This is a genomic window from Deinococcus arcticus, from assembly GCF_003028415.1.
In the GTDB taxonomy this organism is placed as follows: Bacteria; Deinococcota; Deinococci; order Deinococcales; family Deinococcaceae; genus Deinococcus; species Deinococcus arcticus.
The window spans coordinates 170,744-196,471 of the sequence record NZ_PYSV01000003.1 but is presented as its reverse complement, the minus strand read 5'-3'; the positions used below and the strand labels follow the sequence as shown (position 1 = coordinate 196,471).

Annotated in this window: 21 protein-coding genes; 11 read left to right on the top strand and 10 right to left on the bottom strand. The window is 68.9% G+C overall.

The window, feature by feature from the left end; all coding sequences use genetic code 11:
* Positions 1–15: 15 nt before the first annotated feature.
* Positions 16–1,647: a glucose-6-phosphate isomerase gene (pgi, locus tag C8263_RS04575; protein ID WP_107136925.1), complete on the bottom strand. Its 1,632-nt coding sequence runs from the start codon at positions 1,645–1,647 to the stop codon at positions 16–18.
* Between the two features lie 162 nt (positions 1,648–1,809).
* On the opposite strand from pgi, the gene C8263_RS18845 reads away from it, so the two are divergent.
* From C8263_RS18845 to C8263_RS04565, 3 genes are all read left to right on the top strand, one after another.
* The gene (locus C8263_RS18845; protein WP_146160591.1) at positions 1,810–2,046 is read left to right on the top strand and encodes a hypothetical protein; all 237 of its coding nucleotides are present in this window, start codon (positions 1,810–1,812) and stop codon (positions 2,044–2,046) included.
* A 352-nt stretch (positions 2,047–2,398) separates the two neighbouring features.
* Positions 2,399–3,700 (top strand): thiolase family protein, encoded by a 1,302-nt coding sequence (locus C8263_RS04570; RefSeq protein WP_107136924.1) that lies wholly within the window; start codon positions 2,399–2,401, stop codon positions 3,698–3,700.
* Positions 3,697–5,061, top strand: coding sequence for a 3-oxoacid CoA-transferase (locus tag C8263_RS04565; protein WP_107136923.1), 1,365 nt, complete (start codon positions 3,697–3,699; stop codon positions 5,059–5,061). Before C8263_RS04570 ends, C8263_RS04565 begins: the two co-directional genes overlap by 4 nt.
* A 409-nt stretch (positions 5,062–5,470) precedes the next feature.
* Here the strand turns inward: C8263_RS04565 and C8263_RS04560 are convergent, their stop codons facing one another.
* The 5 genes from C8263_RS04560 to C8263_RS04540 all read right to left on the bottom strand — a co-directional run bounded on the left by C8263_RS04560 (position 5,471) and on the right by C8263_RS04540 (position 9,991).
* Positions 5,471–5,980 (bottom strand): hypothetical protein, encoded by a 510-nt coding sequence (locus C8263_RS04560; RefSeq protein WP_107136922.1) that lies wholly within the window; start codon positions 5,978–5,980, stop codon positions 5,471–5,473.
* A 78-nt stretch (positions 5,981–6,058) separates the two neighbouring features.
* On the bottom strand, positions 6,059–8,275 hold the full coding sequence (locus tag C8263_RS04555; protein ID WP_107136921.1) for an AAA family ATPase: 2,217 nt from the start codon (positions 8,273–8,275) through the stop codon (positions 6,059–6,061).
* A 31-nt stretch (positions 8,276–8,306) separates the two neighbouring features.
* Positions 8,307–8,615: an ATP-dependent Clp protease adapter ClpS gene (gene clpS / locus C8263_RS04550; protein ID WP_107137035.1), complete on the bottom strand. Its 309-nt coding sequence runs from the start codon at positions 8,613–8,615 to the stop codon at positions 8,307–8,309.
* 128 nt (positions 8,616–8,743) lie between these two features.
* The gene (locus C8263_RS04545; protein ID WP_107136920.1) at positions 8,744–9,397 is read right to left on the bottom strand and encodes a YtxH domain-containing protein; all 654 of its coding nucleotides are present in this window, start codon (positions 9,395–9,397) and stop codon (positions 8,744–8,746) included.
* 225 nt (positions 9,398–9,622) lie between these two features.
* Complete coding sequence (locus C8263_RS04540; protein WP_107136919.1) at positions 9,623–9,991, bottom strand: hypothetical protein; 369 nt, start codon at positions 9,989–9,991, stop codon at positions 9,623–9,625.
* Positions 9,992–10,107: 116 nt separating this feature from the next.
* Between C8263_RS04540 and C8263_RS04535 the strand changes: the two genes are divergently transcribed.
* Positions 10,108–11,091: a DUF1517 domain-containing protein gene (locus C8263_RS04535; protein WP_107136918.1), complete on the top strand. Its 984-nt coding sequence runs from the start codon at positions 10,108–10,110 to the stop codon at positions 11,089–11,091.
* A 226-nt stretch (positions 11,092–11,317) separates the two neighbouring features.
* Positions 11,318–12,925 (top strand): catalase, encoded by a 1,608-nt coding sequence (locus C8263_RS04530; RefSeq protein ID WP_107136917.1) that lies wholly within the window; start codon positions 11,318–11,320, stop codon positions 12,923–12,925.
* Positions 12,926–13,020: 95 nt separating this feature from the next.
* Here C8263_RS04530 and C8263_RS04525 read toward each other — a convergent pair whose 3' ends face one another.
* Together C8263_RS04525 and C8263_RS04520 are read right to left on the bottom strand one after the other, a co-directional pair.
* Positions 13,021–14,412 carry a sensor histidine kinase gene (locus C8263_RS04525; protein WP_107136916.1) on the bottom strand — a complete coding sequence of 464 codons (1,392 nt, stop codon included), beginning with the start codon at positions 14,410–14,412 and terminating at the stop codon, positions 13,021–13,023.
* Entirely contained in the window at positions 14,409–16,067 is a 1,659-nt protein-coding gene (locus C8263_RS04520) for an NAD(P)/FAD-dependent oxidoreductase (RefSeq protein ID WP_107136915.1), read from the bottom strand. The genes C8263_RS04525 and C8263_RS04520 overlap by 4 nt, the downstream gene beginning before the upstream one ends.
* Before the next feature lie 168 nt (positions 16,068–16,235).
* Between C8263_RS04520 and C8263_RS04515 the strand changes: the two genes are divergently transcribed.
* The 6 genes from C8263_RS04515 to C8263_RS04490 all read left to right on the top strand — a co-directional run bounded on the left by C8263_RS04515 (position 16,236) and on the right by C8263_RS04490 (position 23,632).
* Positions 16,236–16,952 (top strand): M23 family metallopeptidase, encoded by a 717-nt coding sequence (locus C8263_RS04515; protein ID WP_107136914.1) that lies wholly within the window; start codon positions 16,236–16,238, stop codon positions 16,950–16,952.
* A complete protein-coding gene (locus C8263_RS04510) occupies positions 16,949–17,911 on the top strand; it encodes a TolB family protein (RefSeq protein WP_233218642.1) in 963 nt (320 codons plus the stop codon). The genes C8263_RS04515 and C8263_RS04510 overlap by 4 nt, the downstream gene beginning before the upstream one ends.
* 687 nt (positions 17,912–18,598) lie before the next feature.
* Positions 18,599–21,694, top strand: a complete 3,096-nt coding sequence (gene uvrA / locus C8263_RS04505; protein ID WP_107136913.1) for an excinuclease ABC subunit UvrA — start codon at positions 18,599–18,601, stop codon at positions 21,692–21,694.
* Positions 21,691–22,386 carry a hypothetical protein gene (locus C8263_RS04500; protein WP_107136912.1) on the top strand — a complete coding sequence of 232 codons (696 nt, stop codon included), beginning with the start codon at positions 21,691–21,693 and terminating at the stop codon, positions 22,384–22,386. Before uvrA ends, C8263_RS04500 begins: the two co-directional genes overlap by 4 nt.
* A gap of 93 nt (positions 22,387–22,479) precedes the next feature.
* Complete coding sequence (locus C8263_RS04495) at positions 22,480–23,190, top strand: DsbA family protein (RefSeq protein ID WP_107136911.1); 711 nt, start codon at positions 22,480–22,482, stop codon at positions 23,188–23,190.
* A 7-nt stretch (positions 23,191–23,197) separates the two neighbouring features.
* Complete coding sequence (locus tag C8263_RS04490) at positions 23,198–23,632, top strand: disulfide bond formation protein B (RefSeq protein WP_107137033.1); 435 nt, start codon at positions 23,198–23,200, stop codon at positions 23,630–23,632.
* A gap of 152 nt (positions 23,633–23,784) precedes the next feature.
* Here the strand turns inward: C8263_RS04490 and C8263_RS04485 are convergent, their stop codons facing one another.
* Both C8263_RS04485 and C8263_RS04480 read right to left on the bottom strand, forming a co-directional pair.
* The gene (locus tag C8263_RS04485; RefSeq protein ID WP_107136910.1) at positions 23,785–24,540 is read right to left on the bottom strand and encodes an SDR family NAD(P)-dependent oxidoreductase; all 756 of its coding nucleotides are present in this window, start codon (positions 24,538–24,540) and stop codon (positions 23,785–23,787) included.
* A 218-nt stretch (positions 24,541–24,758) separates the two neighbouring features.
* Entirely contained in the window at positions 24,759–25,709 is a 951-nt protein-coding gene (locus C8263_RS04480; protein ID WP_107136909.1) for an electron transfer flavoprotein subunit alpha/FixB family protein, read from the bottom strand.
* Positions 25,710–25,728 lie beyond the last annotated feature (19 nt).

Genomic DNA, 25,728 nt, shown 5'->3' with positions numbered 1-25,728 from the left:
GCGGCGGCTGGACCCTCAGCGCCGGGCGCGGTAGCGGCGAATCAGGGCGTTGGTGGAGCTGTCGTGCGCCAGTTCAGGTTCAGCCTCGCCCAGTTCCGGCACAATCTGGCTGGCCAGCACCTTGCCCAGTTCCACTCCCCACTGGTCGAAAGAATTGATGTTCCACACGGCGCCCTGCACAAAGACCTTATGTTCGTACAGGGCAATCAGGGCGCCCAGGGTGCGCGGGGTCAGGCGGTCGGCCAGCAGGGTGTTGGTGGGCCGGTTGCCCTCAAAGACGCGGTGGGGCGCCAGGTCCGGGCTCACCCCCCCCTCGGCCAGCACCTGGGCCTGGGTCTTGCCAAAGGCCAGGGCCTCGGTCTGCGCGAACACGTTGGCGCTCAGCAGGTCGTGGTGGGGGGCGCCGCCGGGCAAGGGCAGGGGGTTGAGCGTCTGGCAAAAGGCGATGAAGTCGCAGGGAATCAGCTTGGTGCCCTGGTGAATCAGCTGGTAAAAGGCGTGCTGGCCGTTGGTGCCGGGCTGGCCCCAGACCACCGGCCCGGTCTGGTAGTCCACCACCTCGCCCTCCAGGGTGACCGATTTGCCGTTGCTTTCCATGTCCAGTTGCTGCAAGTAGGCCGGGAAATACGCCAGATACTGGTCGTAGGGCAGCACCGCGTGCGTCTGGGCGCCGAAAAAGTTGTTGTACCACACCCCCAGCAGTGCCAGCAGCGCGGGCAGGTTGTGCTCCAGTGGCGCGGTGCGGAAATGCTCGTCCATGTCGTGAAAGCCCGCCAGCAGCTCGCGGAAGTGCCCGGGGCCCACCGCGATCATCAGGCTCAGGCCAATGGCGCTGTCCATGGAATAGCGCCCGCCCACCCAGTCCCAGAACCCGAACATGTTGGCCGTGTCGATGCCGAAGCGCTCCACCTCGGCGGCGTTCGTGCTCACGGCCGCGAAATGCCGCGCCACCGCCGCCTCGTCCCCCAGCGCCGAGAGCAGCCACGCGCGGGCCGAGCGGGCATTGGCCATGGTCTCCTGGGTGGTAAAGGTCTTGGAACTCACGAGAAACAGTGTCTCTTCCGGCTTCAGGTCGCGCGTCTTTTCCACCAGATCCGTGCCGTCCACGTTCGACACGAAGCGCAGGGTCAGGTCGCGCTGGGCATAGAACTTCAGCGCCTCGTAGGCCATGACCGGCCCCAGGTCGCTGCCGCCAATGCCGATATTCACGATGTTTTTCAGCGGCTTGCCCGTGTGGCCCCGCCACGTGCCGCCGCGCACCGCCTCGGCAAAGGCCGCCATGCGGTCCAGGACCCCGTGCACGTCAGGCACCACGTTGCGGCCGTCCACCGACACCGCCGCGTCCCGGGGCTGGCGCAGGGCGGTGTGCAGCACGGCGCGGTCCTCGGTCACGTTGATCTTCTCGCCGGCCAGCATGGCGTCGCGTCTGCGCTCCACCCCCGCGGCCCGCGCAAGGTCGCACAGCAGTTCCAGCGTCTGCCGCGTGACGCGATTCTTGCTGTAATCCAGATAAAGGCCCGCGCCCTCGGCGCACAGCGTCTCGCCGCGCGTGGGGTCAGCGGCAAACAGGTCGCGCAGATGGGCGGCTTTCAGTTCGTCGTGGTGTTCCTGCAGGGCCTTCCAGGCGGGGGTGGTGGTGATGCTCATCGTGGGGTTCTCCCTTCAGGCAGGCGAATACAGCCGTGCCTCTGGCGCCCGCGAGCATACCGGCTGCGGGCTGCCGGGCGTTCAGGGGCTGTCCACATGCGCGCTTCATGCCGCGCTCAGTTCGTCAGAGAATTGTGTGAACCCGGCGCCTACCCTGTGCCCATGACCAGGAAGGCCAGGGACGCGGATCAGTCGACATGGGGGGCGTGGGGGACGCCTTACCTGAATGGCGACGCACAGCCCCACACCCCGGCCCGGCCGTCTGCCCCGCCCCCGGCACAGGCCGAGGCGGCGGTGCGGCCCCTGTCCCCCGAGGCCCTGCGCCGGGCCATTCAGGCCGAAGAGCAGCGGCAGGTGTTTGCCCTGCTGGGCCGTCTGCGCCGCAGCCGGCCCTCCTGATCCGGCCCCCCGGCACTACCGCTGACAAAAGCGATTTCATCAGCGCGCGGGGAAAAGTCACGGCCCACTGGCCGTGACGCCGGCCCTCCGGCGGTGTTGCGATGGGGCGGCGGAACAGACGGCCGTGTGGATCAGGACGGGCCCTCACCTTTCTTTCAGCAGTGTTCGCCGCCCCGGCACCTCACGAATGCCTGGGGCGGCGTTCCGTTTGCCAGGCCGCCGGCCCTTCCAAAGTGCCCGCAGGCGCGCTTGAATGCGGCTGTTGATTCCTGGCCTGCCGGTGGCTCCCCCGTCCCGGGCGGCGCCCAGGCCCCTTTCGCTGCCCTGACCCCCCCCCAACCGGAGTGTGTGCATGACTGCCCCCCAGACCCCCGCCCCCCTGACCCTCCAGACCCTGCACGACCGCGACGTGGTGATTGTCTCGGCGGTTCGCACCCCCATCGGCGCCATTCGCGGCGCCCTGGCCAGCGTGCGCCCCGACGATCTGGCCGCCCTGGTGATCCGCGAGGCGGTGGCCCGCGCCGGGGTGAGCGGCGACGAGATTGAAGAGGTGATTTTCGGCTGCGCCAATCAGGCGGGCGAGGACAACCGCAACGTGGCCCGCATGGCGGCGCTGCTGGCCGGGCTGCCCGACACAGTGGCGGGCCTGACGGTCAACCGCCTGTGTGCCAGCGGCCTCTCGGCTGTGAACACGGCGGCGCGCGCCATTCGCAGCGGCGACGGCGACGTGTATGTGGTGGGCGGCGTGGAAAGCATGACCCGCGCGCCGCTGGTGATGCCCAAGGGCCCACAGGCGTTTGCCAACGGCAACGTGACTGCCTATGACACCACCCTGGGCTGGCGCTTTCCCAACCCTGCCCTGGAAGCCCTGTTTCCCCTGGAAGCGATGGGGGAGACGGCCGAGAACATCGCCGGGCGCAGCCGCGACGGGGCCTATGCGGGCGGCGAGATCACCCGCGCGGCGCAGGACGCCTTTGCCCTGGAGAGCCAGGGCAAGGCCGTGGCCGCGATCAACGCCGGTCACTTCAAGTCCCAGATCGTGCCGGTGGAGGTGAGGGGCCGCAAGGGCGTGACCGTATTTGACACCGACGAGCACCCACGCATGAAAAAAGAGGGCGACACCTACACCCTGGCCACCGATGAAGCCACCCTGGAGGGCCTGAAACCCGCCTTCCGCAAGGGCGGCAGCGTGACGGCTGGCAACGCCAGCGGCCTGAACGACGGCGCGGCGGCCCTGGTGCTGATGTCGGCCGCCCGGGCGCGCGAGCTGGGGATCACCCCGCTGGCCCGCTGGGTGGGCGGCGCCTCGGCAGGCGTGGAGGCGCGCGTGATGGGCCTGGGGCCCATTCCCGCCACCCGCAAGGTTCTGGCGCGCACCGGCCTGAGCGTGGCCGACCTGGACCTGATTGAGCTGAACGAGGCGTTTGCCGTGCAGGCACTGGCCTGCATCCGTGAACTGGGCCTGCCCGAGGAGAAGGTGAACGTCAACGGCGGCGCCATCGCCCTGGGCCACCCGCTGGGCATGAGCGGCGCCCGCCTGATCGTGGCCCTGACGCACGAACTGGCCCGTCGGGAAGGGCGCTATGGCCTGGCCACCCTCTGCGTGGGCGTGGGCCAGGGCGAGGCCGCCATCATTGAGCGGGTGGAGGCATGAAAATCGTTCCCGTGATCACCCCGCAGGAAGCCGCTGCCCAGGTGAAAAGCGGCCAGACCCTGCTGGTGGGGGGGTTTGGCATGACCGGCAACCCGGTGCATCTGGTGCATGCGCTGGCCCAAACGGACGTGCGGGGCCTGACCTACGTGGCGAACAACGTATCCGAGCCCGGGCTGAGCGGGGGAAGACTGCTGCGCAACCGGCAGATTGCCCGGGCGGTGGGCTCGTACTTCACGTCCAACCCCGAAGCCGTAAAGGCGAACCAGGAGGGCTGGCTGGAGGTGCAACTGCTGCCCCAGGGCACACTGGCCGAGGCGCTGCGGGCCGGGGGCGCCGGGCTGGGCGGCTTCTACACGCCCACGGCCGCCGGCACCCTGATTGCCGGGGACGCCGACGTGCGCACCCTGAACGGACAGGAAATGATCTTCGTGCCTGCCCTGCGCGGCGACGTGGCCTTTGTGCGCGCGTGGCGGGCCGACACAGCGGGCAACCTGCAGTACCGCCTGACCGAGCAGAACTTCAACAAGGCGATGGCCACCGCCGCCGACCTCGTGATTGCCGAGGTGGAAGAAATCGTGCCGGTGGGGACCATCCCACCCGAGCAGGTGCACACGCCAGGGCTGTACGTGGACTATCTGGTGCAGGCGCCGCTGTTGCCTGAACACCTGGGGTCCAGTGCCAGCGTGAAGGCCAGTGCCAAGCGGGTGGACGAGGCGCGCATGAACATGGCCCGCCGCGCCCTGAGGGAGCTGAACAGGGGCGACGTGGTGAACCTGGGTATTGGCATTCCTACGCTGGTGGCCGACCTGATCACGCCCGAACACGGCGTGAACCTGCACACCGAGAACGGCATGCTGGGCGTGGGCCCCGCCCCCGAGGACGGCGGCGCGCTGGACTATCCGGTGAACGCGGGCAAGATTCCGGTGACTGCCCTGCCAGGGGCCAGCTACTTTGACAGCGCCGATTCCTTTGCCATGATTCGCGGGCGGCATGTGGATGTGGCGGTGATGGGCGGCCTGCAGGTGGACGCCTGCGGCAACCTGGCCAACTGGGCGGTGCCTGGCAAGCCGCTTCTGGGCGTGGGCGGCGCCATGGATCTGGCGGGCGGGGCGCGGCGCCTGATCATCACCATGAGTCATACCGACCCCGACGGCACGCCCAAGATCGTCCCGGACTGCACCCTGCCGCTGACCGCACGCGGCGCGGTGGATCTGGTGATTACCGACAAGGCGGTGTTTGAATTCCGGGGCGGCGTGCTCACCCTGACTGAACTGATGCCCGGCGCCACCCTGGACGAGGTGCGCGCCAGCACGGGTGCGGCCTTTATTGAGGCCCTGCCAGCGGAGGTGGCCCCGGTTTAATCGGTGCTCATCACAGCAGACCGGGCCGCACCAAAGCCCGGTTTTTTCTGTTATACGGATTCTGTCTGTAACGCCCACAATCCGGAACAGAACCGAATTGCTCACGCCACGCCCGGGGCGACGTGTTCCTCCTGCTCGCGCTGTGAAGCAGCTCTCCGAGTCCGCTCGAATTGTATCGTTTCTGCCAACAATTCCATCGAAGTCCGTACTATGCGGAGGCAGGAAGGAGGACGGCCCCTCGGGTGGTCATGTGGCGTCCTCCCCGATTGGCCAGCGTGGCGAACAGGGCCGCCCAGCGGCAACAGGGCGTGTCGGCAAAGGGGTGCCTGTGGGCTTCGTCTTCCGGGCAGCTTTGCGGGCACACACAACACCGGCCTCCATCAAGGAAGGCCGGTGCCAGGGCTGCAGCTCAGTTCAGGGTGATCTTGGTGGCGTTCAGGGTGTTGGTGCTCTCGTCGATGTCGCCTTCAACGGCCACGTTGGCGTCGGCGCGGTCGGTGCCGAAGAACTCGTCGGCGCTGGTGGCGGTGCCTTCATACACCGTGTCGGCCGAGACCTGCACAGCGTAGTTGGCGTCGTTCTCATTGAGGGTGAAGGTCTGGGCGGTGCCGTCAAAGTCGGTCACGGTGCCTTCCAGGCCGTCGCCCACGGCCATATCCACTTCCTCGCTGGCGTTCGCATCGTCGCTGTTGGTCAGGGTGCTGTCGGCGCCGGGGTCGGCGGCATCGTCGGCGGCGTCGGTGGTGCCCTCGGTGGTTGCCGTGTCGGTGCTTTCCGTGGTGGTTTCGGTGGTCTCCGTGCCCGTGTCGGTCGTGGTTTCCGTCGTGGTGGTTTCGGTGGTGGTGGTCTCGCCTTCGTTCTGGGGCGCGCAGGACGCCAGCAGGGCAGCGGTGATCAGGGCCAGCAGGGTGGGTTTCATGCCTGCCATCTTCCCGGCTGACCCCGGGGAGCGGTATGAGGAAAGTGGCAACACGTCTTTAGGTCTTCCCCCACCAGCTCAGGAAAGGGTGAATTCACCCTCTTTGATGTCCACCGTCACGGGGCCGCCCCCCTCCAGGCGCCCGAACAGCAGGGCGTCGGCCAGGGGCTGTTTCAGGTGCGTGTCAATCACGCGCGCCAGCGGCCGGGCCCCCAGCGCCGGGTCGTAGCCCAGGGTCGCCAGCCGGGCGCGGGCAGCGGGGGTCACGCTCAGGCTCACGCCGCGTTCCTGCAGCTGCACCTGCAATTCGCGCAAGAATTTGTCCACCACATCGTTCATCACCGCCGGGGACAGCGGCGCAAAGTGCAGCGTGGCGTCCAGCCGATTGCGGAACTCGGGGCTGAAGGTGCGCTTCACCGCCTCGGCTTCCTCGCCGGCGCGGCCCACGCGGGAAAAGCCCAGGGCGGGGCGCGCGGCGTCGGCGGCCCCCGCGTTGGTGGTGAACAGCAGCAGCAGACCCCGGCCGTCCACCTTCTTGCCGGTGTGGTCGGTCAGGGTGCCGTGGTCCATCAGCTGCAGGAAGAGGTTGTACACGTCCGGATGGGCCTTTTCAATCTCGTCCAGCAGCACCACAGCGTGCGGATGCCTGGCCACGGCGTCTGTGAGCAGGCCACCCTGGTCAAAACCCACGTAGCCGGGCGGGGCGCCAATCAGGCGGGCCACGGTGTGCGCTTCCTGGTACTCGCTCATGTCAAATCGCGCCAGATGAATGCCCAGCCGCTCGGCCAGCGCGCGGGCCAGCTCGGTCTTGCCCACGCCGGTGGGGCCGGCCAGCAGAAACATGCCCTGGGGCTTGTTCAGGTCTCGCAGGCCAGCGCGGGCCAGTTTCACGGCGCTCGCCACGGCTGCCACCGCCGCGTCCTGCCCATACACGCGCGTCTTCAGGTCCGCTTCCAGGGTCGCCAGCGAGGTGACTTCTTCGGCCTTCACAGCGCCCAGCGGCACCCGGGCCATGCGGGCCACTGTGGCCTCAATGTCGCTGATCTCAATGCTGCCCCCTGTGCTGTTGCTGGACCGGGCCGCTCCGGCCTCGTCCAGCACGTCAATGGCCTTGTCGGGCAGGAAGCGGTCGCGCAGATGGCGCACCGACAGGCGCACGGCCGCTTCCAGTGCCCCCGGGGTGTAGCTCACGCCGTGGTGGGCGGCGTAGCGGCTGGCCAGCCCCTGCACGATGGCCAGGGCGTCGTCCTCGCCGGGCTCGGGCACCTCCACCGTCTGAAAGCGGCGCCACAGCGCGCGGTCTTTTTCCAGGTGACGCACCTCGGCGGGCGTGGTGGCGCCCAGCACCCGCAGCCGCCCCCGGGCCAGCGCCGGTTTGAGGAGGTTGGCGGCGTCCACGCTGCCGCCCTCGGTGGCCCCGGCGCCCACCAGGGTGTGCAGTTCGTCAATGAACAGCACAGCGTTCTGGCCATCCAGGGCGGAGAGCACGGCCTTGAGCCGCGCCTCGAAATCGCCCCGGTAGCGGGTGCCGGCCAGCAGCGCCCCCAGGTCCAGGGCGTACACGGCGGCGCCGCGCAGGAACCCCGGGGCCTGCCCGCCCACCACGCGCTGCGCCAGCCCCTCGGCCAGCGCCGTTTTGCCCACGCCGGGTTCGCCCACCAGCACGGGGTTGTTCTTCGTGCGCCGCGCCAGCACATGCACCATGCGTTCCAGCTCCGCCGCGCGCCCGATCACCGGGTCAAAGGCGCCCGCGCGGGCCTGGGCGGTCAGGTCGGTGGCGTAGGCGGCCAGGGGATCGGGCTCGGCCTCGGGGGCGGCTTCGCCGGGGCCGTCCACCCCGGCCACGCGGCGTTCGCGCTCGCGGCCCGGCACCCGGGCGACCCCGTGCGACAGGTAACTCAGCACGTCCAGCCGCGTCACCCCCTGCGCTTCCAGGGCGGCGCGCGCGGCACTGTCCTCTTCCTCCAGCAGTTCGGCCAGCACGCGGGCGCCGTCGGCCTGCTCGTGGCTCTTGCCGCTGGCGTGCAGTTGCAGCACGGCGCCTTCCACCACCCGGTGCACCCCCAGGGTGAAGTCTGGTTCGGCGTCTGGCAGCGCCTCCAGGCTGGACAGCGCCGCCTGCAGCTCATCACGCAGGCGCGGCACGTCCACGCCCAGGGCCAGCAGGGCGTCTCTGGCTTCAGGGTCGTGGGTCAGGGCCAGCAGCAGGTGTTCCTGGGTCACGTATTCGTGCCCCGCCTCGCGCGCATAGTCGGCTGCGCGGGCAATCGTGACTTGCAGGTGGTCTCCAATCATGTGCGCCTCCGGAAGGGGTTCGTGGGGGGCTTCATTCCGGCTCGGCCACCACCCGCAGCGGGTGGCCCTCCTGCCGGGCGTGCGCGGTGACCTGCGCCACCTTGGTCTCGGCCACGTCGCGCGGGTAGACCCCGGCCACCCCCTGGCCCTTGCGGTGGACCGCCAGCATGATCAGCTCGGCGTCGGGCTGGGCCTTGCGAAAGTAGCGCCGCAGCACCATCACCACAAAGTCCATGGGCGTGTAGTCATCGTTCAGCAGCAGCACCCGAAACAGCCGGGGCTTCTCGGTGTGCGTGCGCTCCAGTGTCTGGGTCTGGCCCTGCTCATCCCGGCGCGTCATGGGGCGAGTGTAGCGGGCAGTGCTCAGGGCGGGCAGGAACACGCCTTACGGTGCGGGGCCTGCACAAAGAGAACCGGGCAAAGAGAACAGCCCCCCCAGGCAGAGGGAGGGGCCGGGGAGAGCGCCGTTCAGGCTTTGCCGTTGCTGCCGGGTTTGGGGCCGGTGCCTGCGTTCCCCTGCTGGCCCTGGTTCGTCTGGGGCTGGGTGCCTGCTGCGCCCTGGCTGTTCGCCTGGGCCGGGGTGCCGCCCTGGGCAGCGGGTTTCTGGGTGCTCTGACCCGCACCCTGCGCGGCTGTCTGGGCAGTGGTCCTGGCCCCTTCAGCGGCTTGCTGCGCGCCCGCCTTCAGGTCGCTGGCGGCCTGCTGGGCGCCTGCCTTGGCGTCGGCCTTCAGGTCCTGGGCCTTGTCGCTGGCGGTCTGGGCCACGCCCTGGGCCGCGGCTCCGGCCTGGGTGGCGGCGCCCCCCACGGCCGTTTTCACGTCGCCGGCCACGTCCTTGGCCTTCTCGGCAGCAGCCTGAACCCCGCCCGTGCTCGCCGCGTCCTTGACCTCACTGGCCTTTTCGGCCAGCACGGCGCCCGCGTCCTTGGCGGCTTCCTTGGTCTTTTCCCAGCCCTTGGTCACGCTCTGGCCCACGTCGTGCGCGGCGTCTTTCAGGCCCAGTTCGGCCAGCTTGGCGTCCAGCGCGCGGCGGTTCTGCTCGCGGCTGAAGTAGTACGCGCCGGCGCCCACCAGGGCACCCAGCACCAGCAGACGTTTCAGGGGAAAATGATGCTCTCTCATGAGAAAGAGCCTACGCCCCCCTCATCTGTACGGGATGAGGCGCGATTTACACGCGGTTCACGCCGGGGCCAGGGCAGGGACCGGACGGCGCTGCGCTGGGCGCGAGCGCCATTGCGGGCAACACCGATTCACTTCGGGCAGCGCAGAGGGTTCTCGCCTCCCCTGCGGGTGTGGGGGCTCTCTGCTTCTGCTCTGGACCGGCCAGGCAGCAGCCAGCCGTGCCCCTCAGTCCACCGGCAGGCCCAGGCGGCGGGCCAGCGTTTCGCTGAGAATCCAGTCCTCGGGCTCGTCCAGGCCCCGCACCTGCACCAGCACGCAGCCGCGGTCCAGGTAAAAGGCCACGATCCTGGCCCACGCCTCCTCCTCGGACCCCGCGCTTTCCTCCAGGTCCTGCAGGGTGCCCCATAGGTCGCCGTCCACCTCGGCGCTGCGCAGCGCCTCGGCGTGGCCGCTGAGTACCCAGGCGTCCACCAGCTCATCTGCCGCGTAGGTCTGGCCTTCCTGGCGCACGTCCAGCCGGTCGTCGCGCTCGTACAGGCGGCCCAGAAAGGCCGTCCAGGCGTCGGGGGTCAGGATGACGGCGCGTGCACTCACGCCGGCCAGTGTACGCCGCCTGGGCGCCTACGCCGGACAGCATTCGTGAACAAAATCCATCACCACCCCATAAGAAACGGTGCAGCTGCGCTTCTGGAGGGCCAGTACACTGCGGTATGACCGCACAGCCGCCCCTGTTTGCCCCGCTGCGCCGCTTCCTGCTGCTGAGTACCCTGCTGCTGCCCCTGCTGCTGGGGCTGGCCCACGCGCAGTCCGGCGGCGGTTTTGGGGGCCGCAGTTCAGGCAGTTCGGGGGGTGGCTATGGCGGTGGGGGTGGGTATAGCAGCCCCTCGCGCGGGGGCGATTACGGGGGTGGGTACAGCGGCGGCTACGGCGGCGGCTATGGCGGTGGATACAGCGGGCCCATCATCATTGGCGGGGGCGGCTACGGCGGCGGGTTTGGCTCTGGCGGCGGCGGCTTTGGCCTGATCGGCCTGCTGATCATGGGCGGCGTCATTTTTATGGTGGTGGGGGCCCTGCGCCGGGGCCTAGGCGGCAGCGGCGCGCGGGGCCTGAGCGCGGTCAGCGGCACCGCGCAGGCGCTGAGCGTACAGGTGCTGCTGGCCGAGGGCGAGGAGGTCAAGCGGGCCCTGGCCCGGGTGGCCCAGACCGGCGACCCCGACACGAACGAGGGCCTGACCCGCATGTTGCAGGAAGCCGCGCTGGTGCTGCTGCGCCACCCCGAACGCTGGGTGTACGGCAATGTGCAGCGCGCCCAGGGCTCGGCCACCACGGCCGACAGTCAGGTGGGCGCCTGGGCCACCCAGGCCCGCGCCGCCTTTACCGAGCAGACCACCAGCAACTACCAGAACAATGATCCGCGCAGCGGCTACCAGCAGCGCAGCGACTACACCTTCCAGCCTGAGGCCGGCGACCAGTATCTGGCCGTGACCATCGCCGTGGCGGCGCACGCGCTGGCCGCCCTGCCCCCGGCGGGCGTGACCACCGCCCAGGAGGCCCGCGCGGCCCTGAGTGCCATCAGCAGCGTGGCCCCCGGCGACCTGATCCGGGCTGAAGTTATCTGGAGCCCCGACGCCCCGGGTGAATTCCTGAGCGAGGACGAGGCCATTCAGAAATACCCGGACCTGACACGGCTGTAGGCAGGGAGCGGTGGGACAGGGCGAGCGGCGCGATCGTTCGCCCTGCCTCTTGCAGTGGAATGGGCCGGGGGCCGTGCTGTCTGTCCGGGGCAAAAAGTTTCACTCTAGCCAGTTGGTGGTCCACCGCTGTACGCCGTCCCACAAAGGCCAGCGCGGCGCCGCCCTGTCCCTGCACGCGGAACCCGGCGCGCGTGCAGGCCCGGCCAACTTGGGTATAACCGGGCCTATGGACGACCACACCCCACAGGGCCCCGCAGCGGCCCAAGGCGAAGCCACCCCGGCCTCAGCGCCCCGCGAGCAGGAGGGCCAGACCACCCTCACCACCCGCCAGGGCCACCCGGTGACCGACAACCAGCATGTGCGCACTGTGGGCCCCCGCGGCCCAGTGACGCTGGAGAACTATCACTTTCTGGAGAAAATCAGCCACTTTGACCGCGAGCGGGTGCCCGAGCGCGTGGTGCATGCCCGGGGGGCCGGCGCCCACGGCGTGTTCGAGGCGTACGGCACGGTGGGGGGCGAGCCGATCAGCCGGTACACCCGCGCGAAGCTGTTTCAGGAGGCGGGCCAGCAGACCCCGGTGTTCGTGCGCTTTTCCAGCGTGATTCACGGCGGGCACTCGCCCGAAACCCTGCGCGACCCGCGCGGCTTTGCGGTGAAGTTCTACACCGAGGACGGCAACTGGGACCTCGTGGGCAACAACCTCAAGGTGTTCTTCATCCGCGACCCCATGAAGTTTCCCGATCTGGTGCACGCCTTCAAGCCCGACCCCGTGACCAACCGCCAGGATGGGCAGCGCATCTTCGATTTCATCAGCCAGACGCCCGAAGCCATGCACATGATCACCTTCCTGTTCTCGCCCTGGGGTATTCCGGCCAACTACCGCCAGATGCAGGGCTCGGGTGTGAATACCTACAAGTGGGTGAACAAAGACGGCGAGGGCGTGCTGGTCAAGTACCACTGGGAGCCGCTGCAGGGCATTCGCAACCTCACGCAGGCCGAGGCCGAGGCGGTGCAGGGCAAGAACTTCAACCACGCCACCCAGGACCTGTTTGACCACATTGCCGCCGGGCAATTCCCGCAGTGGGAACTGTGCGTGCAGATCATGAGCGACGGCGAGCACCCCGAGCTGGATTTTGACCCTCTGGACGACACCAAGCTCTGGCCCGAGGACCAGTTCCCGTTCCTGCCCGTGGGCAAGATGACCCTGAACCGCAACCCGGAAAACTACTTTGCCGAGGTGGAACAGGCCGCCTTTGGCACCGGCGTGCTGGTGGACGGGCTGGATTTCAGCGATGACAAGATGCTGCAGGGCCGCACCTTCTCGTACTCGGACACCCAGCGCTACCGCGTGGGCACCAACTACCTGCAGCTGCCCATCAACGCGCCCAGGAAGGGGGTGGCGACCAACCAGCGCGACGGCCAGATGGCCTACCGGGTGGACACCGCGCCCGGCCAGAACCCCCACGTGAACTACGAGCCCTCGGTGCTGGGCGGCCTGCGTGAAGCGCCGCGCGCCGGCCAGCCGCACACGCCGTATGTGGCCGGCCACCTCGTGGGGCAGACACTGGACCGCACCAACGACTTCGGGCAGGCGGGCGAGCGCTACCGCGCCTTTGAGCCCTGGGAGCGCGACGAACTCATTCGCAACCTCGTGGACGCCCTGGCGCCGGCAGACACGCGCATTCAGGAGCGCATGGTGGAGCTGCTGACCCAGTGCGACGCCGACTATGGCCGCCGCGTGGCCCAGGGGCTGGCGCAGGCGCAGCCCGCAGACAAGCAGGCCCAGGCCGTACAGGACGCCGAACAGCACAGCGAGCCCGCCCAGCCGTACTGATCAGCGGGGAAGAGGGACGCCCACTATTCCCTCTTCCTGACAGCGGGTGGGCCCTTTCTGCCGCAGAGAGGGCCCACCCGCTCTTTCCCATCCGGTCACCCGCCGCCTTCCAGGGGCAGGCGTACCTGAAAGCGCGTTTCCCCGGGGCGTGAGGTCACGCTGATCTCGCCCCGGTGGCCCTGCACGATGCGGCGGGCGATGTCCAGGCCCAGGCCGCTGCCCTCGCCCACGCCCTTGGTGGTGAAGAAGGGATCGAAGATCTGGGCGCGCACCTCCTCGGGAATGCCGGGACCGCTGTCCACGATTTCCACCAGCAGGTGCGCGCCGCCCTCGGTGAGCGCGCGCACCTGCAACTGGCCCTGGCCACCCAGGGCGTCGGCGGCGTTGGCCATCAGGTTGGTCCACACCTGGTTCAGCTCGCCGGCGCTGGCCTCCAGGTGCGGCAGGTCCGGGGCGTAGTCGCGCTCGACCCGCACGCCGCGCAGCTGGTGCCCCAGCATGGTCAGGGTGCTGTCCAGGCCCCGGCGCACATCGGTGGGCGCGCGCGGGGCGCGGTCCAGGTGGGTGTGTTCCTTGATGGCGCCCACCAGCCCCGAGATGCGCCCCGTGCCTTCCTCCACCTCGCTGATCAGGCCCGCCAGCGTCAGGTGGGCCCCCAGGTGGCGCAGGGCGGCGTTCATGGCGGGGCGGGACAGCGCCGCCAGCGGGGTCAGGTCGGGCACGCCCAGCCCGGCCTCGATCAGCACAGGCGCCAGGTCCGGGGCCTCTTGCACGCCCTGGTCTTCCAGCCAGTCCTGCAGGGCGTCTTCCTGCTCCGCGCGGGCCAGGGCCGACAGGTGGGGGGGCGCGGCGCGCTCACGCGTTTCCAGCGCGGCCAGGTGCGCGCGGACAGCGCCCTCCAGGGGCCACGCAGCCAGTTCGCGCTCGGCGCGGTTCAGTTCAGTCAGGGCGGCGCGCAGGCCCCGCGCGGCGCGGCGGCTGGCGGCAGCAGGGTTGTTCAGTTCGTGCGCCAGCCCCGCCGCCAGCCGCCCCAGGGCCAGCAGGCGCTCGCGCTGCACCTCGTTCTGCGCCGAGTCGCGGATGCGGTCGGCCATGACCGCCACCAGCCGGGGGCCCAGTTGCGGCGCGCGGCACAGCAGTTCCTCAAAGGCCGTTTCCGGCACCCGGAACACCCAGCTGGGTTCCAGGGCGCGGGAGGTGGACGGATAGACCGTCAGGCGCGAATACGGCAGCTTGCCGCTGACCTCGAAGGCCTCGCCGGCGCGGGCCACGTAGCGGGTGCCCAGCAGGCCCTGCTCGTCTCGCCGGGCTTCCACGGCGCCTTCCAGAAACAGCAGCATCTCGGTGGCAGGATCGCCCTGGTGGTTGACCACCTCGCCGGGGGCGTAGCGGCTCTCACGGCCCTGCGCCATCAGCCAGTCCAGCGTGTCATCCGGCAGGTCCGAGAGCACGCCAACGCGCCGCAACGCTTCGCGCAGGGCGCTCATACGCGCGCCAGATACTGATGCACGAACGAGATGGCCACCGAGCCCTCGCCCACCCCGGAGGCCACGCGCTTGACCGAGCCCCGGCGCACGTCGCCCACGGCAAACACGCCCGGCAGGCTGGTTTCCAGCAGCCCCGGGTCGCGGTCCAGCGGCCAGCCCCTGGGGCGCTTGCCGCCGCGCATCAGGTCTGGTCCGGACAGCACGAAGCCCTGTGGGTCCCGTTCCAGGGTGCCGGCCAGCCACTCGGTCCCCGGCACCGCGCCAATAAAGAGAAACAGCGAGTTGGCGTCCAGCGTCTGGGTCTGCCCGGTGGCCGAGCAGTGCACCTCGATGGCCTCCAGCCGCTCCTGGCCCTGCACGCCCACCACGCTGGTGTTCAGCTCCACGCGGATATTGGGGGTCTGCTCAATCTGTTCAATGAGGTACTGCGACATGCTGGCCGCCAGTGACCCGCCGCGCACCAGCAGCACCACCTCGCGTGCGTAGCGCGAGAAGTTCATGGCCGCCTGCCCCGCCGAATTGGCCCCGCCCACGATGTACACGGTTTCGTCCTTGCAGGCCAGGGCCTCGGTGGTGCCCGCCCCGTAGTACACCCCCGCGCCCTGCAGCGCGGCGAGCCCCGGCACGTCCAGCGCGCGCCACTGCACCCCGGTGGCCAGGATCACCGCGTGGCCGCTTACGCTGGAGCCGTCTGCGAGGTCCAGCACCCGGTAGGACCCCGCCGCGCGCAGGGCGGTGACAGCCTGGGTCACGATTTCCACGCCAAAGCGTTTGGCCTGCGTGACCGCTTCCTGCGCCAGCCGGCTGCCGGAGATCCCCGTGGAAAAGCCCAGATAGTTCTCGATGCGTGAACTCAGCCCCGCCTGACCGCCGGGTGCTTCCCGCTCCACCAGCAGCGTGCGCAGGCCCTCGGAAGCCCCGTACACGGCCGCTGCCAGCCCGGCCGGGCCACCCCCCACGATCAGCAGGTCATAAAAGTCCTGCTCGGCGCGGGTGTGCAGGCCCACGTGCTCGGTGAGCTCGGCCGGGGTGGGGGCTGAGAGGCGGGTGCCGTCCGGCAGTTCCACCAGGGGCAGCCCCTGCCCGGCTTCCGGGGTGGCCTGCAGGCGGGCCACATCGGGGTCGCTACCTTCCACGTCCAGCCACAGGTAAGGCACATGATTGCGCGCCAGAAACTCGCGCAGTTCGTAGGCGCGGGGCGACCAGCGGCTGCCCAGCACCCGCACCCCTTCAAAGGCCGGGCGGTAATGGCTGTGCCACTCGGCCAGCAACTCGTCCAGCACCGGGTACAGCCGCTCTTCGGGTGGGTCCCAGGGCTTGAGCAGGTAGCGGTCCACCCCCGCCTGGTTGATGGCGCCGATGGCCGCGTCGGTATCGGCGTAGGCGGTGAGCAGCACGCGCCGGGCCGACGGGTGCAGGGCCAGTGAGGCGGTCAGGAATGCCACTCCGTCCATCTCCGGCATGCGGTGGTCCGAGAGAATCAGGGCCACCGGTACGCCCCGCGTGGCCAGTTCCTGCAGGGTCTCCAGCGCCTCGGGCCCCGAAGCCGCGCGCAGCACGCGGTAGTCCTGGCGGTAGTGGGCGCGCAGGTCGCGTTCCACGGCCCGCAGCACCTGGGGGTCATCGTCAACAGTCAGCAGCACGGGCCTGGGCATGGTGGTCCCAGCCTACGCTCCGGCGGCGGCCGGGGGCAGCGGCCCCGGCCGCTGGAGCGCAGGCCGGGCCAAAGCCTCAAGACTGGGTCAAGGTGCCGGGGTGGCTGGGCGCTGGCAGATGGTGCGCGTGCCTACGTCCGGCAGCCCCCAAACGCGGCAGCATCGGCTATGCTGCCCCGCCGCCTGATTGCGCTGCCCCTGGCCCTGCTGGGCGTGGCCCTGGCCCATTACGCCGCGCCCCTGCCCCTGAGCGCTGTGGCCCCGCCCCGGGCGCAGTTTGGCCTGCCGTTCGGCGGGCCGCCGGGCCCCGATACCTGGCTGCTGGGGCAGGGGTACGGCAACACCACCGGGGCCTACCGCCAGCGCCGCAGCACCTACGGCAACCTGCAGGGCATTCATGCGGGGCTGGATTTCAGTGCGCCGTGTGGCACGCCCGTGCTGGCCATTGGCGACGGCGTGGTGGCCGAGGTGGACGGGCCCCACGGCAGCCCGCCGCACAACCTCGTGATCAACCATGCGGGCAACCTGTCGAGCCTGTACGGGCACCTGCGGGTCCGCTCCAAGCTGCGCGTGGGGCAACAGGTGAAGCGCGGTCAGGTGGTGGGGGAGAGCGGCGACTCGCAGGGCACCTGTGTCAGCGCGCCGCACCTGCACCTGGAACTGCGCGACCGCTCGCACCAGCGCTTTTTTAACCCGCTGCCCTATATTGCCGCCGACTGGAGCACCCTGGCGCTGGCTGGCTCGTTTGGGCGCGGCTATCAGTACGACCTGACCCAGCCCAGAAAGTGGCAGTCGCCGGACAGCCAGCCTCCGGCCCTGCGGGGCGGCGCCCTGCTCAACGAGTTCCGCAATCCCTGGCCGCCCGCGCCTGGGGGGGCGCGGTGAAGCGGGCCCTGTCTCTGGCTGCCCTGCTGATGGCCCCAGCCCTGGCGGCCACCCTGCCCTCCCGCGCGGTCCTGAGTGGCGAATGCTGCCCCGGGGTGGTCTGGACCCCCGATTCACGCGCCCTGCTGTTTCTGGACGGCCCCCCGACGCGCGGGCGCACCGCGATCTATCAGGTGGGCGCGGGCGGCGGCCCGGTGACCCAGCGCTTTTCCAGCGTGGCCTTCTTCTCGCCGGCCCTGAAGTGGGCGGTGCGGCCCGGGGGGGGCGACGCCACCACCCTGGAACGCCTGGCCGATGGCCGCCGGTTCACCCTGCCCACGCGCGGGGCGGACGTGACCTGGAACCGGGCCGAAACGCGCGTGGCGTATACGCGAAGCGACACCAGCGGCAATTTTGACCGCCGCGCCTCGCGGGTGTTCGTGGCCGACGTGTTTGGGGCGCCCCGGCAGGTGGCCACCGTGTATGGCGGCGGTGTGAGCGCCTGGCTGAATGACACCACGCTGCTGATGAGCGGCAAAACCACCCCCCAGGCCCGTGACCGTGAGCTATTCACGCTGGACATCCGCAGCGGCGCGCGCCGGGTGCTGCGGCAGGCCCTGAGTGTGCGCGCCGTAACGGTCAGCCCGGACGGCCGCTTCGTGGCCTACACCATCGCCTTCGATTCGGCGGCCCGCAACGGCCTGTGGGTTCAGGCGACGGGGGGCGGCACCCCACGAGAACTGAACGACTACGGTTCCTACCGCTGGCGGGACGGAGGGCGCCTGCTGCTGATTCCGCTGAGCACCACTGGCGGCCCGCATGTGCTGCGGCAATACACCGTGCAGACGGGCGCCTGGGCCACCCTGGGCGACCTGGGCGATCAGGTGCGCCAGAGCGACTGGAACGTGAGTCCCAATGGCAAGCTGCTTAATTACCTGAGCGCCAGGGATGGGAACGTACGGGTGCTGACGCTGCCGTAGAGCAGACGAGTGAAGCCGTGAGTGCTCTTTGCGACTTAAGTAGCTCGCTGTTGATCTTTAGATCAACCGAGCGGAGCGAGTCTCGAAAAAAGGACGTTGCACCGGGAGTGGAGACTTTGCGGTGCTCTCCTGCAAAGTCGTAACGTGAGGTGCAACGTACTTAGAGGTGGCTGTGTTTCTCAAGATGGCCTGCCTGCTCCCTCTGCCCTCGCGGGACTCGGAGAGCTGCGCCGTACAGAGGGCTGGGGTGGCTTGAAGAGCTGCGGAGCAGAGGGGGAAGCCGAGCGGCTTTCCCGCTCATCCGGACTCCGACTGAATCGTTTGCCGCAACGATTCAATTCGAGCAGACTCGGAGAGCGGCTTCGCAGTGCGAGCAGGAGAGAAACGTCCCTCCGGGCGTGGCGTGAGCCATCCGGTTCTGTTCCGAAGTGTGGGCGTGACAGACGGCAGTCCGTCTCACTCCCTTCCAGCCTTCCCCCTCAAGGAAGGGGAAAAACCTGTTCCTCCCGGGACCACCGTGTTCATTTCCCGCCTCTCTCCCGCCCTCTCACCCTGCCCTATCTCCCTCCTGCCATGACCTGCTAGACTGTCTCGTTTCAGAAGCGGGGGCCATGCCTTACGCACGCAGCAGAACTCACAGCGGCCCCGCCATGCTGTCCTGGCCGCACAATTCAAGGAGACAAGGCCTTGCAGAACAACCTGATTGTGAAGGGTGCCAAGGAACACAACCTCAAGGACATCACCGTGGAGTTGCCGCGCGACCAGTTCGTGGTGATTACCGGGGTGTCCGGCAGTGGCAAAAGCACCCTGGCCTTCGACACCATTTATGCCGAGGGCCAGCGCCGCTACGTGGAAAGCCTGTCGGCCTACGCCCGGCAGTTCCTGGGCCTGATGGAAAAACCGGATGTGGAGAGCATCACGGGCCTATCGCCGGCCATCTCCATTGACCAGAAAACCACCAGCCACAACCCCCGCTCCACGGTGGGCACCGTCACCGAGATTCACGATTATCTGCGCCTGCTGTATGCCCGCGTGGGCACCCCCTATTGCCCCATCTGTGGCCGCAAGATTGAGAAACAGAGCCCTAGCGAAATTACGGACCGGTTGCTGGCCGGCTTTGGAGACAAGCGTGCCATTCTGCTGGCCCCCGTGGTGCGGGGCCGCAAAGGCGAGTACCGCAAGCTGTTTGCCGACCTGCGCCGTGAAGGCTTTGCCCGCGTGCGGGTGGATGGCACCCTGTACGAACTGGAAGAAGCCGAGAAGCTGAAGCTGGAAAAGTTCGAGAAGCACGATGTGGACGTGGTCATTGACCGCGTGACCCTGCGCGAGACCGACCGCAGCCGCGTGGCTGAGAGCGTGGAACTGGGCCTGCGCCGCGGCGAGGGCCTGTTGCGGGTCCTGTTACCCGATGCGGGCGAGGACGGCGGCGCCCACGAGGAACTGTACTCCGAGAAGTTCGCCTGCCCGGAGCACGGCAGCGTGCTCGAAGAACTGGAGCCCCGCTCGTTCTCCTTTAACTCGCCCTACGGGGCCTGCGGCGACTGCGCGGGCCTGGGCAGCAAGCGGGAGTTCAGCCCCGACCTCGTGATTGACGAGAAGCTGTCTATTGCCGAGGGCGCCATTCTGCCCTGGAGCAAGAAGGGCACGGGCGGCGGCGTGTACTACTGGGACAAGTTGCAGGCGCTGGCCGAGCACATGGGCTTTAGCGTGAAAGTGCCCTGGCGGGAGCTGCCGAAAGCCGCTCACGAGGCGATTCTGAAAGGCCCCGGCGCGCCGTTTGAAGTGGTGTACCGCCGCGCGGGCAAGGAAACCATGCGCTTCATGACCGAGTTCGAGGGTGTGCTGGCGAACCTGGAGCGCCGCTACGCCGACACCGAGTCTGAATTCATGCGCGAGAAGCTCGAAGAACTGATGGAACTGCGGCCCTGCCCCACCTGCGGCGGCACCCGCTACAAGCCCGAGATTCTGGCCGTGCGCGTGGGCGGCATCAACATCTCGCAGGCCAGCGGCATGAGCGTGCTGGAGGCCGACGCCTTCTTTACCGGTCTGCAGGACAAGGGGCTGAACCACGACGCCATTGCCCCTTTCTTAAAAGGCCACCTGGGCGGCACGGCCAGGGCCCACGGCCCGCTGCGCTACGAGTACCAGCTGAACGACTTCGGTTCGGCGGTGGCCGCGCCCATCCTGAAGGCGATCCGCACCCGCCTGAAGTTTCTGGTGGATGTGGGCCTGGACTACCTGAGCCTGGACCGCACGGCCAATACCCTCAGCGGCGGTGAAGCCCAGCGTATTCGCCTCGCCACCCAGGTCGGCAGTGGCCTGACCGGCGTGCTATACGTGCTGGACGAACCCAGCATTGGCCTGCACCCCAAGGACAACGGCCGCCTGATCGGCACCCTGAAAAACCTGCGCGACCTGGGCAACACCCTCTTGGTGGTGGAGCACGACGAGGACACCATGATGGAAGCCGACTATCTGGTGGACATGGGGCCGGGCGCGGGCGTACACGGCGGCCAGGTCGTGGCGGTGGGCACGCCCGAGCAGGTCAAGAAGAACAAGCACAGCCTGACCGGCAAGTACCTGCGCGGCGAACTGAAGATCGAGGTGCCCCAGAGCCGCCGCCGGGGCAACGGCAAGCGCCTGAAGGTGTTTGGCGCCCGCGAGCACAACCTGCAGAACGTGGACATTGACATTCCGCTGGGCACCATGACGGTGGTCACCGGGCCGTCGGGCAGCGGCAAGTCCACCCTGATTCATGACATTCTGCACGCCACGCTGGCCCGCGAACTGAACGGCGCCAAGACCACGCCGGGCCGTTATGACCGCATTGAGGGCATGGACCATCTGGACAAGGTCATCGAGATTGACCAGAGCCCCATTGGCCGCACGCCGCGCTCCAACCCGGCCACCTACACGGGCGTGTTCACCGAAATCCGCGACCTGTTTACCCGCACGCCGGAAGCGCGGCGCCGGGGTTACCAGGCCGGGCGCTTCTCCTTCAACGTCAAGGGCGGGCGCTGCGAGCACTGCAAGGGCGACGGCGTCATGAAGATCGAGATGAACTTCCTGCCCGACATCTACGTGCCGTGTGAGGTCTGCAAGGGCGCGCGCTACAACCGCGAAACGCTGGAAGTGAAGTACAACCACAAGACCATTGCCGACGTGCTGGACCTGACCGTGGAGGACGCCCAGAAGTTCTTCGAGGCGATTCCGGCCATCGAGCGCAAGATGAGCCTGCTGTGCGACGTGGGCCTGGGCTACATGCGCATCGGGCAGCCCAGCACCACCCTCTCCGGCGGTGAGGCGCAGCGCATCAAACTGGCCAGCGAGCTGAGCAAGCGCGCCACCGGCAAGACCATCTACATCCTCGATGAACCCACCACGGGGCTGCACTTCGAGGACGTGCGCAAGCTGATGGAAGTCCTGCAGCGGCTGGTGGAGGGCGGCAACACCCTGGTCATCATCGAGCACAACCTTGACGTGATGAAGTGCGCCGACCACATCATTGACCTGGGGCCGGAAGGCGGCGTGCGAGGTGGTACGGTTGTTGCCCTGGGCACCCCTGAGGAAATGGCCGCGCACCCCACCAGCCACACGGGCGAGTACCTGCGCCGGGTGCCGGGCATTGAGCCCGCTGCCGCGCGCGTGGCAGACGCAGAGCCCGAGGCCAGGCCCGCCAAGCGCAGCTCCCGCAAGGCCGCCCCCCAGCCTGCACAGGAGGACGGCGAACTGGTGGCCGCTGCGCCAGCCCGCAAGACTCGTGCTAAGAAAGAAAGCGCATGACCGTTCCGCCCGACCCCCAGACCGACGCCCCCACCCCCCACGCCGAGGCGGGGGGCCGCCCGGCCGCCGGTCCCCCTGCCAGCCGGTCCCTGGGCCGCCCCGCGCCGGAAACTGGGACTCCGGCGCCCGCCCCTACCGCGCCTGAGCTGGCCCCCGCCCAGCCCCAGGGGCCCACGCGCGGCACCACCCACGCCCTGATTCACTTGCTGGGCGGCGTGCTGGTGCTGGGGTTGCTGGCTTACTTCATGTGGACCCCGGGCGAGTGGACCACCCGGCTGTTCGCCTGGGTGCTGCTGACCATCGTGGCCGATGAGTTTGGCGGCTGGTACGGCTACGGGGGGCTGGCCCTGGGCGCCCTGGGCTATCTCAGCCCGGTCACTCCGCCCGAACAGTGGTCGGTGATTCTGCCGCTGGTGGGGGGTGCACTGGGGGGGCTGCTGCTGCTCAAGCACTCGGGGGGGCTGTTCGTGCTGCCGTTTGCGGGGGTGTTGTTCGCCGGCACCCTGCTGGTGGCCGCGCGCCTGGGCACCCGCCTGGACCCCGAACTGACGCTGCCGGCGCGGGTGGAGTTTCAGCGTACGGCCCTGGTGGCCCTGGGGCTGGGCCTGCTGGTGAGCGCCGTGCGGCAGACGGTGGACTGGGTGCTGCGGGTGCGGGCGCGGCGCCGCCACCCGGTGCCCCTGCCTGGGTAAAGGCCCCCGCCTCTGGCCGCGCCGCCGCCTGTACGCCAGGCGGCGGCGCAGTGTGGGCACGTGGGGGCCGGGGGCAACCGGTAGACTCGCGCCATGACCAGATTGCAGGGCAACAACCAGAACCGCACGTTCCTTGTCGTGGGCACCCTTGTGGCCGCCGTGCTGATAGCGCTGGCGGTGTTTGCGGTGCAGGGCAAGCCTGCCGCTGGCGGCGCGCTCAGGGGCAACTTTGATCTGGCCGGACAGGCTTACATTGGCCAGGACAGCGCGCCCGTGAACGTGGTGGTGGTGGAAGACTTCAAATGCCCGGTCTGCAAGACCTTTGAAGAAACCGTGGCCCCGCAGCTGAAAGAGAAGTACGTGGACACCGGCAAAATCAAACAGTACAGCCTGATCTGGCCCTTCCTGGCCGATACGCGCGGCCTGCCCAGCGACGACAGCAAGTTCGCGGCCCAGGCGGCCAAGTGCGTGTATGACCAGGGCGGCAACGACGCCTTTGCCAGCTTCAAGACCATCATGTTCCGCGCCCAGGGCGACGAGGGCCAGGTGTGGGCCACCAAGACCCGCCTGAAGGATCTGGCTGCCAATGTCGAAGGGCTGGACGGCGCCAGGTTCGCCACCTGCCTGGACACCGACGCCACCGCCGCTCGCGTGGACGCCGACGAGCAGCAGGTCAGCAGCGCCCGGGTGAACGCCACCCCCACGGTGTTTGTGAATGGCCAGCAGGTGATGACCGCCGACGGCAAGGTGGGCAGCTACGCCTTCGAGGACATCAGCCGCGCCATTGACGCCGCCAGCAACTGAGATGCGCCTGACCCCTGACAACCGCTTGTATCTGGCCTGGGTGGTGTCCCTGGCGGCCACCCTGGGCAGCCTGTATTTCAGCGAGGTGCGGCAGTTCAATCCCTGCATCCTGTGCTGGTTCCAGCGCATTTTCATGTACCCGCTGGCCATTGTTCTGGGCGTGGCAGCGCTGGGCGCTGACCTGCGGGTGCGCCGCTACGTGCTGCCGCTGGCCGGGATTGGGCTGCTGATCGCCCTGTACCAGAACCTGGAAACGTGGGGTGTGGTGCGGGCCCCCCTGGCCTGCACCATCAATCCCGCTGCGTCCTGCGGCACCCCCTGGCCGGTGTGGGGCCTGGGCTCGCCCCTGAACACGGTGCTGACCATCCCGGTCCTGAGCATGATCGCGTTCGCGCTGATCATTGCGCTGCTGAGCTGGAAACGGGAGCCGAAGGGGCTGTAAGGCAAGAGGCCATGAGCCATGAGCCATGAGCCATGAGCCATGGGCTCTGGGCCAGAGGGAACAGAGGGGGCAGGCGTCAACGGCGCCTGCCCCCTCTGTGTTCTCTTCTCTGTTCTTCCTCATGGCTCATGGCCCAGAGCCCATGGCCCCCTTCACACCGGCCGCCCCGCCATCATGAAACTCGCTGTCATGCCGCCGTCCACCGTCAGCACCGCGCCCGTGACAAAGCTGGCCTCGTCGCTGCCCAGGAAATACACCGTCTGGGCCACCTCGCGCGGGGTGCCCAGGCGGCGCAGGGCGTGCAGGTCCTCGTAGTCGCGGCGGGTCTGGGCGGGGTCGGGGCTTTCCTGAATGCTCTGCAGCACGGCCTCGGTGCTGATGGCGCCGGGGGCCACTGCGTTCACCCGCAGGCCGTGCGGCGCGAGGTCCAGGGCCATGGCGCGCGTCAGGTTGATCAGGCCGCCCTTGCTGGCGTTGTAGGCCGCGTTGTTCTGCTCGGCAAACAGGCCCTGCACACTGGCCACGTTCACCACGGCGCCGCCGCGCGGCAGCAGTTCGGCCACGGCGCGCGTCAGCAGCAGCGGGGCAGTCAGGTTCACGTTCAGGGTGCGCGCCCAGCCGCGTTCGCTGACCTCCAGCACGCTGCCCGGGGCCCCCTGGTAGGCGGCGTTGTTCACCAGCACACTCACCTGCCCCAGTTCCCGCGCGGCGCGCACAATGCGCTCCCGGCCGGCCGGCGTGCTGATGTCGGCCTTCACCCGCCGCCCACCGCGCAGGGGGGCCGAGGGCGTCAGGTCCACGCTCAGCACGCGCCAGCCGCGCTCCACATACAGCTCGGCAATGGCGCGGCCAATTCCCCGCGCCGCGCCGGTCACGATGACCCCAGGGGGAGAGGAAGAGTCGCTCATGCCCCAGTGTCAGGCGCGGGCCGGGCAGGCATGCAGCTTTGCCAAGACTCGCTTAATGGGGGTGGGGGGGTGGGCTGCGGGTTGTAGGAAAGGCAATGGAGCAGCGCAGCGTGAAAGGACAGAGGAGACCGGAGGCAGGGCGCCGGGGGCGGTGAAAAAAGAGGAGGTGGGCTGCCGGGTTCTCCCCACAGCCCACCTCTCACAACGGAAACCCCGCTTTACTTCTTGCTGGCCTCGATCAGCGCGGGCACGATCTCGTTGATGTCGCCCACAATGCCGTAGTCGGCCACCTTGAAAATGGGCGCCTCGGCGTCCTTGTTGATGGCGATGATGTTCTTGCTCTTGCCCATGCCGCTGAGGTGCTGCACGGCGCCGCTGACCCCCAGGGCAATGTAGGCGCCGGGCTGCACGGTCTTGCCGGTCTGGCCCACCTGCTCGGCGTAGGGGCGCCAGCCAGCGTCCACCACGGCGCGTGTGGCGCCCACGCCAGCGCCCAGGGCGTCGGCCAGGCCCTCCACGTACTTCGTGAAGTTCTCGGGGCTGCCCACGCCGCGCCCGCCAGTCACGATCAGGTCGGCTTCTGCCAGGGCCACGCGGCTGCTCTTTTCCACGCTCTTGCCGGTGATCTCCACGCGGGGGGCGGGCAGGTTCAGCTCCACGTCGTACTGCTCGCCCGCCGCACCGGCGGGGGCTGCAGCGGCAAACGAACCGGGCTTGACCGTCACGACCACCACGGGGCCCTCGGCCTCCACGGTTTCGGTCACGCGGGCCAGGTAGGTGTAGCGCTGACCCTGCAGGGCAGCGCCGTTCCCCTTGAGGCTGGTCACGTCTTCCAGGTAGGGCGCGTCCAGTTTCACGGCCACGCGGGGCGCGTATTCCCGGCCAGATCGGCTGCCGCCCATGATGATGGTGTGCGCCTCGCCTTCCTGCGCAATCTGGGCAGCAGCGGCGGCCCAGGTTTCGGCGTTGTAGGTGGCCAGCCCCGGCAGATCAGCGACCAGCACTTGGTCGGCCACGGCGGCGGCCTCGGTGGCCACGCTGGCGACATTCTGGCCCAGCACCAGCACCGTGATGGGGCCCTCGCGGCCCGAGTCGCGGGCGGCGCTCACCATTTCCAGGGTGGCCTTGCCCAGCTTGCCGGCGGTGTGTTCAGCAACAATCAGGATCATCTGGGAACCTCCGGTTCCG

Excerpts from the sequence above, each read along its gene's own strand:
- pgi (WP_107136925.1), bottom strand. The coding sequence starts at position 1,647 with ATGAGCATCACCACCACCCCCGCCTGGAAGGCCCTGCAGGAACACCAC.
- C8263_RS18845 (WP_146160591.1), top strand. The coding sequence starts at position 1,810 with ATGACCAGGAAGGCCAGGGACGCGGATCAGTCGACATGGGGGGCGTGG.
- C8263_RS04570 (WP_107136924.1), top strand. The coding sequence starts at position 2,399 with ATGACTGCCCCCCAGACCCCCGCCCCCCTGACCCTCCAGACCCTGCAC.
- C8263_RS04565 (WP_107136923.1), top strand. The coding sequence starts at position 3,697 with ATGAAAATCGTTCCCGTGATCACCCCGCAGGAAGCCGCTGCCCAGGTG.
- C8263_RS04560 (WP_107136922.1), bottom strand. The coding sequence starts at position 5,980 with ATGAAACCCACCCTGCTGGCCCTGATCACCGCTGCCCTGCTGGCGTCC.
- C8263_RS04555 (WP_107136921.1), bottom strand. The coding sequence starts at position 8,275 with ATGATTGGAGACCACCTGCAAGTCACGATTGCCCGCGCAGCCGACTAT.
- clpS (WP_107137035.1), bottom strand. The coding sequence starts at position 8,615 with ATGACGCGCCGGGATGAGCAGGGCCAGACCCAGACACTGGAGCGCACG.
- C8263_RS04545 (WP_107136920.1), bottom strand. The coding sequence starts at position 9,397 with ATGAGAGAGCATCATTTTCCCCTGAAACGTCTGCTGGTGCTGGGTGCC.
- C8263_RS04535 (WP_107136918.1), top strand. The coding sequence starts at position 10,108 with ATGACCGCACAGCCGCCCCTGTTTGCCCCGCTGCGCCGCTTCCTGCTG.
- C8263_RS04530 (WP_107136917.1), top strand. The coding sequence starts at position 11,318 with ATGGACGACCACACCCCACAGGGCCCCGCAGCGGCCCAAGGCGAAGCC.
- C8263_RS04525 (WP_107136916.1), bottom strand. The coding sequence starts at position 14,412 with ATGAGCGCCCTGCGCGAAGCGTTGCGGCGCGTTGGCGTGCTCTCGGAC.
- C8263_RS04520 (WP_107136915.1), bottom strand. The coding sequence starts at position 16,067 with ATGCCCAGGCCCGTGCTGCTGACTGTTGACGATGACCCCCAGGTGCTG.
- C8263_RS04515 (WP_107136914.1), top strand. The coding sequence starts at position 16,236 with ATGCTGCCCCGCCGCCTGATTGCGCTGCCCCTGGCCCTGCTGGGCGTG.
- C8263_RS04500 (WP_107136912.1), top strand. The coding sequence starts at position 21,691 with ATGACCGTTCCGCCCGACCCCCAGACCGACGCCCCCACCCCCCACGCC.
- C8263_RS04495 (WP_107136911.1), top strand. The coding sequence starts at position 22,480 with ATGACCAGATTGCAGGGCAACAACCAGAACCGCACGTTCCTTGTCGTG.
- C8263_RS04485 (WP_107136910.1), bottom strand. The coding sequence starts at position 24,540 with ATGAGCGACTCTTCCTCTCCCCCTGGGGTCATCGTGACCGGCGCGGCG.
- C8263_RS04480 (WP_107136909.1), bottom strand. The coding sequence starts at position 25,709 with ATGATCCTGATTGTTGCTGAACACACCGCCGGCAAGCTGGGCAAGGCC.